The sequence below is a fragment of the Sphingomonas sp. T1 genome (assembly GCF_902506585.1).
Classification (GTDB): domain Bacteria; phylum Pseudomonadota; class Alphaproteobacteria; order Sphingomonadales; family Sphingomonadaceae; genus Sphingomonas; species Sphingomonas aerolata.
On record NZ_LR733875.1, the window covers coordinates 1,424,826 to 1,437,610 of the forward strand.

Here is a 12,785-nt window from a genome sequence, read left to right on the forward strand (position 1 = left end):
TTACCGTCCAGACCTATTTCCGTCGTACCGGTCAGATCGTCTCGGATCGCATCGTCCGCACCGTATAGACCTCGACCCCCTGCCATGTGTCGGAGTCGAAGCGGACGCGGATTTTCGACTTGCCGCGCGTGGTTTCGGGCGGCAGCGGATAGGTCCGGACGTTGCGGGCGGCGGTGACGTCACCCGTGAGCTGCTCGCGCGCCAACGGCGTACCGTCGACCAATATCCGAAAATCCTTGTTGCGCTGCCCGCCGCCATATTCGACCTGCAGCGTCAGCGGCCCCGGCGCGACCGCCAGGTCGAATTCGAAATATCCGACGTTCACGTTGCGGCTGCGGTCGGCGACATGCGACACCGCCGCAGAGTTGCCGCTGTCGGCGAACGCGTGATCGACCTCGGGTTGCTGCTCGCCCAGCCGGATCACATCGACCGTCCGCGCGGCCAGCGCCGCCCGCTCCTGCGACGCACGCGCCCAGGCGAGCTGCGCAGTCGGCCACTCGGCGGTGCCGAACCGGCGGAAATAGACGGCGGTGCGGTTGTCGTGCTGCGCGAAAAACGGCCGCAGCGTCAGGTCGCCCGGCTTGCCCTGCCCGCCCAGTCGATACCGGTGCAATCCACCCGCCGCCGCCAGCACCGGTTCCGCCCGATCGGTGACGAGCGCGGGGTCCGGCCCGTCGGACCGACGGTCCCCCGCGCCCATATCGGCCGCAAGGACCAGCGGGCCGCTGACGAACGCGACCAGCCTGGGATCGTCGGGCATCGCTTCGACGCGCAACGGCATGGGCAGCGACAAGGCGATCTGATCGCCCGCCTTGAGCCCGGTCAGCAGCAGATAGCCGCCGTCGCGCACGCCGGCCGTTCTGCCGTTCACCTGCAACAGCGGCGCGGCGCACCAGCCGGGCACGCGGAGCGCCAGCGTCCGTGGCGCTGTCCTGACCGCAATCCGCACCGTATCGCCGAGCGGGAATTGCGTATCGATGTCGAGCTTCGCCTCGGGGGCATCCAGCGTGGAGGCATAATAGAGGTTGATCGCAACCGCATCGCCGCGCTTCCAGTAGATGCTCTCGCCATGCTTCGAATGGCTTTCCATGCCCGACCCGACACAGCACCAGAAATCCTCGGTCGGGCTCGAATGCACGCGCCCCATGCCCGGCGCCAGCGCGGTGAAATAGGTGAACATCCCCGTGTCGGGGTGTTGCTGGCTCATGATGTGGTTGAGATGCGCGCGCTCGTAAAAGTCGAAATAGCGCGCATCACCGGTCCAGCCATAGAGATGCCGGGTCAGGCGCAGCATGTTGTAGCTGTTGCACGCCTCGCACGTCTGCTGGTCGAGCCGCTGGGCAAGCTTGCGCGGCTCACCGAAATGCTCGTGGTCCGAATTGCCGCCGATGACATAGCTGTGGTCGCGCGTCACGATCGTCCAGAACGACCGCGCGACCCTGGCATGATCGGTATCGCCGGTCAGCTCATGCAGCCGCGCCTCCCCCACGATCTTCGGGATCTGCGTGTTGGCATGATGCCCCGCGAGGTCGTCGCGCGCGTCCCTGAGCGGGTCGACGATCGCGTGATGCCGCAACCGTTCGGCGAGCGTCAGCCAGCGGCGATTGCCGGTTCGCGTGTACAGCTCGGCATAGGATTCGGTCAGCCCGCCATGTTCGGTCCGCAGGATGTCCTGGACCTGGACGTCGTTCAGTCCCTCCAGGATCGTGCCGAGATAGCTCCCAAGTCCGATCGCCACGGCCAGACCCTCTGCAAGTCCGGCATGCCGGTGCGCGTCGAGCACGCCCGCCATGACCTTGTGATAGGTGTACAGCGGCACCCATCCTTCGTTCAGGCTGAACCCGGTCGACCGGATCTCCCGCTTGCGCAGCTCCTCGTATACCACCTTGCCATCGACGGTCTTGCCGTCACGCTCGACGGTCGTCCCGCCGGCATAGCCATCCCCCTGCTTCCGCTGGATCGTCTTGAGTTCGGCGACGATATAGGCCGCGCGGTCACGGAATTGCTGATCCCCCGTCTGCGCATAGATCAGGGACAGTGCGCTGAGATAAAGACCGAGCGAATGCCCGGCGATCCCGCGCGACTCCCATCCGCCATAGACTTCGCCCTTGGTCGGCAACCCTGCCCCGGCATGGAAATTGTGCAGCAGACGGTTCGCATCGAGCGACAGCAGATAGCGCTGGTTCGCCTGCACCGACGTCAGGAAGATCGACGGCCGCAACCGCACCTGCGACAGCGGAAAGGGGGTCGCCGCCGAGGGTGCACCCGCCGCCGCCAAGGCGAATGGCGGCACCGCACCCAGCGCAATCCCTGCGCCTAGCGCACCGCGACGCGTCCAACCCATGTCACTCTCCCAGCCACGTCTTTAGACACAGGCTATCGGCTTCACTTGTCGGAGTAAATCCCGCTACCGACATCTGCTGGCGGTGTGATCGTGAACATCAGTGCGCCGTGATCCAGACCCGGCCGCACCTCTATGAGCGTCTCAGTCGCGCGGCGCGCGAGCGATCACCGCCTGCGCGACGCGGAGGCGGGCCTTCCAGATCTTGACCGACGGATGCCCGGCCGCGAGGCCGGCGAGCCGCCCCTCGATCTGGATAGCCTCGCGCCTGGCTGCGTCGAGCTCGGCGGCTGTCGGCGCAGGCTGGATATTGGCGCGCGCGTGTGCGCCGGTGCGTCCCTTGCTCTTGGTCATGGCCAACGCGATGGCCCCGGATACCGCGCCGCGTCAATGCGGAACGGTAGTGACGCGCCCGCCCGAAGACTTGCGTCAGCGCTTGACGCGTTCCGCCATCGCGGCGTTGCCCTGCCCGGCCGCGACCGAACCTGCCGATCGTCCCGCCGCATCCTCGATCGTCCGGTCCGCACCCGCCGCCAGCAACAGATCGACCTGCGTCCGGCGATTGAAGAGCGATGCCATCATCAGCGCGGTCTGCCCGGCATGATTGCGCGCGTTCACGTCGCACCCTGCCTTCAGAAGCCGTGCCGCGATCGCATCCTCGCCCTTGAACGCGACACCCATCTGCGCGCTGTTGCCCTGGTCGCGATCCGGACGGCAGGCGTCGGCGCCCTTGCCGATCAGCGCGTCGACCGTGGCAAGCTGCCCGTTATACGCCGCCAAAATTAGAGGCGTGAAACCGCGCTCGTCATAGGCATTGATGTCGGCGCCGGCCTTGAGCAGCGGATCGATCATGTCCGTCCGGCCGAGCCGGGCCGCCTCGAACAGCAGCTGCTGGCGACGCTCGGGTGATGGCAAGGCCGCGACCGCAGGGGGCGTCTGTCGCTCGGTCGCAGCGGCCTGTGGACCGGCCGCGGCGAGCAGCGCGGCAAGATAAGTCAGCATCGTCGGTCTCGTTTCCTTAAAGTCTGCCACGGCAGGAGGCGCGCGCCGTGGCGCACCCCCTGCCCCGGGATCAGCGGGCGCTCTGGCCCGGGTTGGCGGCACGATAGTCCGCCACCGCGCGCGACACGTCGGCGATCGGCACGTTCACCGCGGTTGCCAGGCGCGTGCCGAAGTCCTTGTCGGCCTGGTAAAAGTAGCTGACCATGATCGTCTTCGTCCGCGCCGACGTCACGACATTGAGATCACCCGCCAGGTTGGTGACCAGATCCGCCTTGTCCTGCGGCTTCAGCGCCCGGTAGAATTCGCCCGCCTGCGCGAAGTTGTTGGTCTTGGCGATCGGCTTCGCATCGACGGTCGCGTCGACGCCATAGGGCGCGGCGCGGAAGCGGGCATCGGTCGACTTTGCCGCGGTCGCCGCCGGGAAATAATTCACGTCGGACGCGCGGTTGGCGTGGTCGAGCTGGCCGTCCTGGTAATTGTTGACGACGCTCGTGAGCGGACGATTGACCGGCAACTGCATCGCATTGGCGCCGATGCGATAGCGCTGCGTGTCCGAATAGGAGAACAGCCGACCCTGCAGCATCCGGTCCGGCGACGCCTCGATCCCCGGCACGAGGTTGGCCGGTGCGAACGCCGACTGCTCGGTATAGTCGAAGAAGTTGGTCGGCACCTTGTTGAGCGTCATCTCGCCGATCTTGCGGAACGGCACGCCCAGCCATTCCTTGGTGTCGTCGAACGGATTATAGTCGAGCTTGGCGAACGCCGACGCCGACATCGTCTGCACCATCAGGTCCCAGACGGGGAAGTTGCCCTTGCCGATCTCGCCATAGAGGTCGTCGGTCAGGTAGTTCCAGGTCGCGGTCGCCACCTGCGCGCCGTTCAGGTTGCGCACGCCCTGGCGGCTGATCCAGCGGAACTTGGCAAACACCGTTTCGCCCTTGGCATTGACCAGCTTGAAGGCATGGACGCCGTTGCCGTCCATCGTCCGGTAGGATGCCGGCGTACCGAGGTTCGAATAGACATGCGCGAGCATGTTGGTCGCCTCGGGCGTGGCCGAGAAGAAGTCGAAGAAGCGATTGGGGTCCTGCTTGTTCGTCACAGGCGAGGGCTTGAGCGCGTGGATCATGTCCGGGAACTGGATCGCGTCGCGGATGAAGAAGATCGGCAGGTTGTTGCCGACCAGATCCCAATTGCCCTGATCGGTATAGAATTTGGTCGCAAAGCCGCGCGGATCCCGCATGCCCTCTGGGCTGCCCGAGGGGTGGATCACGGTCGAGAAGCGGACAAACACCGGCGTCTGCTTGCCGGGCATGAACAGCGATGCGTCGGTGATGCTCGAAATGTCCGCGGTCGCGGTGAACACGCCGTGGGCACCGGTTCCGCGGGCATGGACGACGCGCTCGGGCATGCGCTCACGGTCGAAGCGTGCGAGCTTCTCGATCAGCGTCGTGTCCTCGAGCAGGACGGGGCCAAGGTCGCCCGCCGCCTTCGAGTGGCGGTTCTCGCCGATCGGCGCACCATTGTCGCGGGTCATCTGCGGCGCGGCGACACTGGCTGAATCACCCTTGGCTTCGACCGTGCCGGCCACACCGGCCTGCGCCAGCGCGGGCTTGCCGGCGCTGGACGGTGCCGCCGCGGTCGTCATGCGGGTTTCCGCCTGCGTCTCGGCCGGCGCCACCGTCTGCGCGGCGACCGGCTGGATCATGGCACCAGCCGATGCCGCAGCCAGCAGCATCGCCGTCACGGCCTGACGGCTCTTCACGTTCTTCATCTCGATCCCTTAATCCTGCATGCCATCAGCGTGGCATCCCCGCACAGAGCGCGCGGCACCGCCGCCTCCTGATCGAGGACGCGCATCGCGCCAAACGGAGCTTCTGGATCACAGCAATCGAGCGGGACGATCGAGCCGCCATCGTGCCGCTCGCCGGACGATTGCCGAACGATCCTGACCGGGATAGACCGGGGCCGCTGACCTGTTCGATCCGAGCAGGGCGGCATGATCGCGTCGGTGCCCTGAAAGGGGCTTAATAGGGAACGCGGTGAGGGTGGTTCGCCACCTGAAGCCGAGGCTGTCCCTGCAACTGTAAGCGGCGAGCGCGATGCATTTCGCTTCTTCCTGCAAAGGAAGGAGCAGCCACTGGGCCAGACGTTTCGTCATGAGGGCCTGGGAAGGCCGTGCATCGTGTGATGACCCGTGAGCCAGGAGACCTGCCGGCGTCTGGTCGCTCTTGCCTGGCCCAGGGGGTGGCCGCGGCACGGTACTCCGTCGAGCGACGACGTGTGCGGTGGGGACCGCACGGGCATGCGTGCCGGTCGCAATCGCGTCCGGCTGGCGCGGATGTCGGCCGTTCGCGGGAGGTCCCTGCCGGGTTCGCCAGACGCCCGGGGGATTACCGTAATGCCGTTCCTATTGTCCCGCCTCGCGCTCGCGGGGGCTATTCTGTCGCCTGTCTTCGCAGCACCGCTCGACGCGCAGTCCGCGCCGGATCCCGAGACCAAAGACATCCTGGTCGTCGGACAGCATGCCCAGGACACGCTCACCACGCCGAATGGGACCGGCAGCCGCCTGGGCCTCACGCCGCTCGAGACTCCCGCGACGCTCTCGGTCATCGACGGCGCCATGATCCGCGCGCGAGGCGACCTGTCCGTGATCGATGCGACGAGTCGCGCACCGGGCATCAGCAACGTGGGCAATCCCGGCAATGGCGGCACCGCACTCTCGGCGCGGGGCTTCAGCGGTCAGGGATCCGTGCTCCAGCTCATCGACGGCATCAGGCTGTTCCCGGCGGCCGGCACGATCACCTTTCCGACCGATCCGTGGATGGTCGAGCGGATCGACATCCTGAGCGGCCCGGCCTCCGTGCTCTACGGCCAGGGCGCACTGGGCGGCGCGGTGAATGTCCTGATGCGCAAACCCGATACGCAGCGGACGCACGTGGAGGGCGAGATCGGCTATGGGTCGCAGGACAGCTTGCATGTCGCGGCGGGCGCAGGGGGGCCGATCACCGAGCGCCTCTCCTACCGTATCGACGGCAGCTATCGTCGGTCCGACGGCTATGTCGATCGTGGCCAGTCACGCAGCCATGCCGTGTCGGGCACGCTGCGCTGGGCACCGACCGACACGCTCGTCGTCACCGCGCGTGACGATTATGGCGACCAGAAGCCGATGCGCTATTTCGGCACGCCGCTGATCGACGGTCGGCTCGACGACCGCATCCGGGAGCGCAACTACAACACACGCGACGGCGTCATCCGCTACCGGGACAACCGCACCAGCCTGCAGGTCGACTGGACGCCGAGCGATGTGGTCACCGTCAGCAACCAGGCCTATCGCCTCAGCTCCAAACGCTCCTGGCTCAATCTCGAAACCTATTGCTGGGTCGCCGCAGACGGGGTCTGCGCCAACGGCAGTGGCAACACCGGCACACCCGGTGGCATCCTGCGTACCGACATGACCGGCATCGTCCATGATCAGACGCAGTGGGGCGACCAGGGCAGCGTGACGTTCAGGACGGGCATCGCCGATGGCGTCGGCAACGACTTGGTCATGGGCTTCGATGTCAACCTTATCAAACTGACATATTCCCACAATTTCGGGTCTGACCCGCAGGTTTCGGAGGTCGATCCCTTCGCGTTCGATCCCGGTCTGATCATCGACACGCAAGGCATCGCACCGCGCTATCGCACGCGCACGACCGAATATGCGGTCTTCGCCGAGGACCGGCTGAAGCTCGGAACGCACGTCTCGATCGTCGGTGGCGTCCGCTTCGAGCGCGACACGATCCGCCGCTGGTCGATCGACTATCCGGGCGGCGCCACCACCGAGACCTTCGCGCTCGACAAGCGGCTGCACAATGTGACCTGGCGGGTCGGGAGCGTCTATCAGCCGATCCCGACGGTGTCGCTCTATGGGCAATATGCCACCGGCGTGGACCCGCTGGGGACGCTGACGACCTATTCGACCGGGCAGGTGCAGTTCAGCAACGCGGTCGGCGACCAGGTCGAGGTCGGCGCGAAGGCGGTGTTCCTCGACGGTCGCGGCACCGCCACCGTCGCCGCCTACCGCATCGTCAAGAAGCGCTTGCTGGCACAGCTGACCCCGGCGAGCCCGGTCGAGCAGGTCGGCCAGCGATCGGCCAGGGGTATCGAGGCCGCGGTGTCGCTCGATCTGCCTTACGGTGTCGGGATCGATGCGAACGGCAGCGTGCTCGACGCGACGTTCGACGACTTCGTCTCAGGCGGTATGCGCTTCGATGGCAATACCCCGCCGGACGTGCCCGAGACGCTTGCCAATCTCTGGCTGCGCTGGAACGCGACGCGCACGCTCCAGGCGCGCGCCGGACTGCGCTACGTCGGACGCCGCTATTCGGACAATGCGAACAGCTTCCGCGTCCCCAGCTACGCCACGGTCGATGCAACGCTCTCATATGCAGTGACGCCGCGGCTCGCGGTCGACATCCACGGCTACAACCTGTTCGACCGGGACTATGCGATCAGCACCTACAACAACCAGCAATGGGTCCTCGGCCGTCCCCGCGCGGTCGACGTCTCGCTTCGCGTCGGCTTCTAGCGCGCCCCGTGACCGGCGGCTGGCAAGGCCCCGACAGCGGGCATGGTTCTGCCGCGCAGCGGCGGGCTCGCCTGCCGTTCAGCATGCCACCCGAATGGTTTCGTCATCGGCCAACCACTGGAGTTCACGTACCAAAGCAATGGGTTCGGGATTGACCTGTTGACGAGAAACCGCCAGCGTTAGCGCTATCATAAAAGAGAGGATGTGCTGTGGAAATTACGCGACGCACCGGGCTGGCGATGCTGACGGGTCTTGCCGTATCGGCCGGCGCCCGTGGAACGGCCGCACCTGCGCCGACCGGCCTGCACGGCATCGCCGCGGCCAAGGGGATGCGGATGGGGTCGAGTTTCGCATGGGGTGCCGCCGGTGCCGATCGGGGCTCGTTCGCGAACCCGGCCTATGCCGACCTGCTCAAGCGCGACTGTGGTCTGCTCGTCGCCGAAAACGAGATGAAGTGGCAGGCGTTGCGACCGAGCGCGACCAGCTTCGACTTCACCCGGTTCGATGCGATGATGGCATGGGCGGATGCCAACGCGCTGCCGGTGCGCGGGCATAATCTGCTGTGGCATCAGCCCAAATGGATGCCGCGCTGGGAAGAAGCGCATGATTTCGGCGCGACCCCCGCGCGCGCCGCCGAAAACCTGCTGGTCGACCATATCACGACGGTATGCCGTCGCTATGGCACGCGGATCCGCAGCTATGACGTCGTCAACGAGGCGGTCGATCCCAAGGATGCGAGCCTGTACCAGACCGCTTTGTCGCGCGCGCTGGGCAGTCCCGAGGCAACGCTGGACCTCGCCTTCCACACCGCGCGCCGCGTCGCGCCGCACGCGCAGCTGGTCTATAACGACTATATGAGCTGGGAGCCCGGCAACGCCACGCACCGCGCCGGCGTGCTCAAGCTGCTCGAAGGGTTTAAGGCGCGCGGCGTGCCGGTGGATGCGCTGGGGGTGCAATCTCACCTCGTCACCCAGGGAATCGACGCGCGTGCGACGATCGCAGGGCTCGAGGGCGAGTGGCGCCGCTTCCTCGATGCGGTCACCGCGATGGGCTATGGGCTGGTGATCACCGAGCTCGACGTCCGCGACAACGCACTCCCCGCCGACTTTACGGTCCGCGACCAGGCGGTGGCCGATTTCACGCGCGGCTATCTCGACGTCATGCTCGCCTATCCGCAGCTTCGCGACGTGCTGCTGTGGGGAATGACCGACCGCTATAGTTGGATCGAGGGGTTCGAGCCGCGCAAGGACAAGGCCCGCCGCCGCCCCTGCCCCTATGACGCCGCGTTCAAGCCCAAACCGATGTACACGGCGATCGCCGCCGCGCTTGCTGCCGCCCCGCCCCGCGCCTGACGCCCGGACAAAAAAAGGGCGCCGCGGTAGTCGCGCGGCGCCCAGGGGGGAGAACGGGAAAAGGATCGGGAGGGTCGGCCGGACCGGCCGACCCTCACGCGCTTATCTGAACGACGCGCGGATCGAGAAGGTGAAGCGGCGATCCGCGATGAACCAGTTGCGCGGCCGCGTCAGCAGATCATCGTTGATCACATATGACGTGCGCGTGATCGAGTTGGTCAGGTTGACGCCCTGGAACCCCATCTTGATCGCTGGCGTCACCGCGTAGAAGATCGAGGCGTCGAGCTGCCCGTATTTTTCCGCGTAGACTGGCGAGTTCGGCACGATCACGTCGCGGATCGTGAGCAGGTTCTTGGACCGCCAGTTATACGCAGCGCGTACCTCCAGCCCGTTACGCTGATAGAAGGGCGCGAAGTTGAACTGGTATTTCGACAGCCCCTGCAACGGCAGCCCGCTGGTGTCGACGTTGGAGATGATCCCGGCGGTGACGTTCGGATCGTCGGAATCGAGATTCTGCTGCGACACGCCCGACGACTTCACGTAGGTGAAGTTGGCCGCGAGACCGAACCCGCTCAGGAACCCCGGCAGGAAATCATAGGTCTGCTGATAGCCGACCTCGAACCCCTTTACGCGACCCGTCTCGGTCGAGTTCAGCGGGGTCGTGATGATCCCGTCGAATGTCGCGCCGTTGTTGGTGAAGCTCTGACGCTGCAGGCTGTTGGTCTGCACGCCGTACAGGTCCTTCTTGAACAGCGACAGCGTGAGCTGGCCGACATTCGAGAAATACCATTCCGCGGTCACATCGTAATTGTCCGCACGGACCGGCTTCAGAAACGGGTTGCCGACCTGGAAGGTCGCGACCGGCGCACCGTTGAACAGGATCGTCTGGTCGCTCGTGTTCAGATTGATGTTGTAATAGGACCGGGTCAGCCCGAAATCCGGCGGAGCGACGCTCTTGGTGAACGCCGCGCGGAACTGAAGACCACCGCCCATCGCCAGCTTCACGTTGAAGCTCGGCAGGAAATAGTCGTAACTCAGCTTGGCGTCGTTGGGTGTCGTGCTGCCGTTCTGGAACGCCGCGGCGGCATCACGTACGGCTTGCGGCAGCGCGCAGAACCGCGAGACCGGCTGCCCGTCGGTCGGCGCGACGCAGCTGAACGACTGTTGCGGGAAGGCGAAGAAGCCCGACGAGACGCGATCCGTCTTGGTGTACCGCACACCGATATTGCCGCTCAGGTTCCAGCCGTTCGACAGGTCGTTGCCAAATCGCGCCATCGCATAGACCGCGTTGTTGCGCTCGCTGACCGGGTTGATCTCACCGGGCAGGAACGGCGTCCCGGCGACGACACCGGCACGGCTTGCCAGCGGCACCCAGCCATTGGCACCCGACAGGTTGCTCGTGAAATTGCGCCATTCCTGCGCGATCTGGCTGATCGCCTGCGTCGCCGCGCCATAATCCTGGAGGAACGACCCCGGCACGAACACGCGCCCGCCGTTCGACGAGTCGTTCGCCTTGCCGCGGAAGAAGTTGTCGTAGAGGAATGCCTGCTGCGGGCCGAGATTACCCGTATCACGCGTGACGGGATTGCCGTCGATCGGGCGATCGAACCAGACCGGGCCACCCGGGCCGGTCGGCGCCGCTGCATTGTCCTGATTGTTGCCGCCGCCCCAGATCTCGCTGAGCACGCCCCAGTTATAGCCGGTTGAACGCGCTTCATTCTGGCGATCGGCGAAGCGATAGCCGACACGGACCGAGGTTAGCCAGCTATCCTCCGGGAAGGAATAATCGAGGTCGATACGCGCAGCATCCTCGTTGCCCTCGCTGTCCTCGATATGGTCCATCGCCGAGCGGTAGAAGTTGTTATATGCGTCGAGATAGCTCGGGTGCGCGGCGTTCTGGTAATTGTTCGGCGTGTTCGTCACCGGGATGAAGTTCACATAGGCCGGGTTGGTCCCGTCCAGCCGGATGTCGGCATTCTGAAAGGTCGTGCCCCAGACGGTCAGGTCGGTGACCTTCACCTGCGACCAGACATGCTGGTAGTCGAGGTTGATGCCGAGCCGGTTCGTCGCCTGCCACTTCAGGTTAAAGCTGGCGTCGTTGGTGCGGAAGCGCGACTGGTTGCCGCGCGAGATGTTGTTGCTCTGCAGGCCGTTGCTCGGCGTACGCTGATCGCCGCCGTTCGCCGGATCCTGGTCGGCGCGATAGCCGTTTGGGCCGGTGATGATCCCGCTGGTGAAGACGTTATCGTCGTCATAGGCAAAGCTGGTGCCCGGGAAGGGCTGCGTGTCGCCTGCCGCCAGCACGTTGTCGGTCGCGACCTCGATCGAATTCTCGGTCCACGCCTCGCGCGAGTCGGTCCGCAGGAACTGCGCGGTCGCGGTCATCGACTTGTCGGGACTGCGCCACTGGCCGGCGGCCGAATAGCCGTAGCGCGTGCGGTTGAACTCCTGGCTGCGGATCGCCGCGCCACGGGGCACGTAGACGGTGCGGCCGGTGTTGACCACGCCGGTGGTCGCGTCGACCGGCTGCAACAGCGACCCGTCGGCGCCGATCACGCGCTCGCCCCAGTTCGAGATCTGCACGCTGTCGGCGCGGCTGCGGACCTGCGAGCGCACGAAGCTGGCGAGGATGCCGAAGTCGCCGATGCCGGTTTCCCAGCGATTGCTGCCGAGAACCGAGACCGTGGGCGCCGACTTCTTGACGAAATCGCCGTAATTGTTCTCGAGCGTCCCGCCCAGCACCAGTCCGGTGGAATCGAACGGCAGGCGCGTGCGCAGATTGACCGAGCCGCCGATGCCGCCTTCGATCATGTCGGCGGACGGGCTCTTGAACACGTCGACGCCGCCAAGCAGCTCCGCGGGCACGTCGGCGAAGGACAGGCCGCGGCCGTTGTTCGCGCTGAACGAATCGCGGCCGTTGATCTCGGAGCGCGTGTAGCTGAGGCCGCGGACGGTGACGCCCGACCCTTCGGTGGCGAAGTGATCGGGATCGGCACCGGCCGAGAAGCGGCTGATCGACACGCCAGGCACGCGCTGCAGCGCTTCGGTGACCGACCGGTCGGGCAGCGCGCCGATGTCTTCGGACGAGATCGAATCGCCCACGACTTCGGAATTGCGCTTGATCGCCTGCGCACTCTTCAGGCTCTGGCGGATGCCGGTGACGACGATGTCCTGATCGGCGGCCTCGTCCTGCGGCGTCGCGGTCGACTGCTCGGCCTGCGTCACTTCGGCGCCGCCCGAGGGCACCTGCCCGTTGGCGGAGGGCTGTGCCGCGCCCGCCTGGGGCGCCCCGGCCTCAGTTACCGCAGCGCGATCAGAAGATGCGGTACGCGCTGCTGCGTTCGGCGTCTGCGTAGTTTGGCCGGCGGCGGCATCGGCTTGCTGAGCCAGAGCGCCGTTTGGCGCGGCTGCCAGGCACAGCGCAAGCAGGGAGGCACCACCTTTGAGGAGGTTCCCGCGACGCGCGGCGCGTGTGATCTCGAACTTGGCCATGACTCCCGGCATCCCCTCATTGTGTTAG

Annotated in this window: 7 protein-coding genes and 1 riboswitch; of the genes, 2 read left to right on the forward strand and 5 right to left on the reverse strand. The window is 66.0% G+C overall.

Going from position 1 to position 12,785, the window contains the following annotated elements:
• Nucleotides 1-31: 31 nt before the first annotated feature.
• From GV027_RS06420 to GV027_RS06435, 4 genes are all read right to left on the reverse strand, one after another.
• Complete coding sequence (locus GV027_RS06420; protein ID WP_159511321.1) at nucleotides 32-2,344, reverse strand: glycoside hydrolase family 127 protein; 2,313 nt, start codon at nucleotides 2,342-2,344, stop codon at nucleotides 32-34.
• A gap of 141 nt (nucleotides 2,345-2,485) precedes the next feature.
• Complete coding sequence (locus GV027_RS06425; RefSeq protein ID WP_159511322.1) at nucleotides 2,486-2,695, reverse strand: hypothetical protein; 210 nt, start codon at nucleotides 2,693-2,695, stop codon at nucleotides 2,486-2,488.
• A 75-nt stretch (nucleotides 2,696-2,770) separates the two neighbouring features.
• The gene (locus tag GV027_RS06430; RefSeq protein ID WP_159511323.1) at nucleotides 2,771-3,343 is read right to left on the reverse strand and encodes an ankyrin repeat domain-containing protein; all 573 of its coding nucleotides are present in this window, start codon (nucleotides 3,341-3,343) and stop codon (nucleotides 2,771-2,773) included.
• A 70-nt stretch (nucleotides 3,344-3,413) separates the two neighbouring features.
• Nucleotides 3,414-5,114 (reverse strand): catalase, encoded by a 1,701-nt coding sequence (locus tag GV027_RS06435; RefSeq protein ID WP_159511324.1) that lies wholly within the window; start codon nucleotides 5,112-5,114, stop codon nucleotides 3,414-3,416.
• Nucleotides 5,115-5,332: 218 nt separating this feature from the next.
• A riboswitch (cobalamin riboswitch) is annotated at nucleotides 5,333-5,573 on the forward strand.
• Nucleotides 5,574-5,741: 168 nt separating this feature from the next.
• Between GV027_RS06435 and GV027_RS06440 the strand changes: the two genes are divergently transcribed.
• Together GV027_RS06440 and GV027_RS06445 are read left to right on the forward strand one after the other, a co-directional pair.
• On the forward strand, nucleotides 5,742-7,913 hold the full coding sequence (locus GV027_RS06440; RefSeq protein ID WP_159511325.1) for a TonB-dependent receptor: 2,172 nt from the start codon (nucleotides 5,742-5,744) through the stop codon (nucleotides 7,911-7,913).
• Nucleotides 7,914-8,122: 209 nt separating this feature from the next.
• Nucleotides 8,123-9,265, forward strand: a complete 1,143-nt coding sequence (locus GV027_RS06445) for an endo-1,4-beta-xylanase (RefSeq protein WP_236559069.1) — start codon at nucleotides 8,123-8,125, stop codon at nucleotides 9,263-9,265.
• 102 nt (nucleotides 9,266-9,367) lie between these two features.
• Here the strand turns inward: GV027_RS06445 and GV027_RS06450 are convergent, their stop codons facing one another.
• Nucleotides 9,368-12,757, reverse strand: a complete 3,390-nt coding sequence (locus GV027_RS06450; RefSeq protein WP_159511326.1) for a TonB-dependent receptor — start codon at nucleotides 12,755-12,757, stop codon at nucleotides 9,368-9,370.
• Nucleotides 12,758-12,785 lie beyond the last annotated feature (28 nt).

What these genes read in the sequence shown, in the direction of transcription:
- GV027_RS06420 (WP_159511321.1), bottom strand. Translation starts at nt 2,344, where the DNA reads ATGGGTTGGACGCGTCGCGGTGCGCTAGGCGCAGGGATTGCGCTGGGT.
- GV027_RS06425 (WP_159511322.1), bottom strand. Translation starts at nt 2,695, where the DNA reads ATGACCAAGAGCAAGGGACGCACCGGCGCACACGCGCGCGCCAATATC.
- GV027_RS06430 (WP_159511323.1), bottom strand. Translation starts at nt 3,343, where the DNA reads ATGCTGACTTATCTTGCCGCGCTGCTCGCCGCGGCCGGTCCACAGGCC.
- GV027_RS06435 (WP_159511324.1), bottom strand. Translation starts at nt 5,114, where the DNA reads ATGAAGAACGTGAAGAGCCGTCAGGCCGTGACGGCGATGCTGCTGGCT.
- GV027_RS06440 (WP_159511325.1), top strand. Translation starts at nt 5,742, where the DNA reads ATGCCGTTCCTATTGTCCCGCCTCGCGCTCGCGGGGGCTATTCTGTCG.
- GV027_RS06450 (WP_159511326.1), bottom strand. Translation starts at nt 12,757, where the DNA reads ATGGCCAAGTTCGAGATCACACGCGCCGCGCGTCGCGGGAACCTCCTC.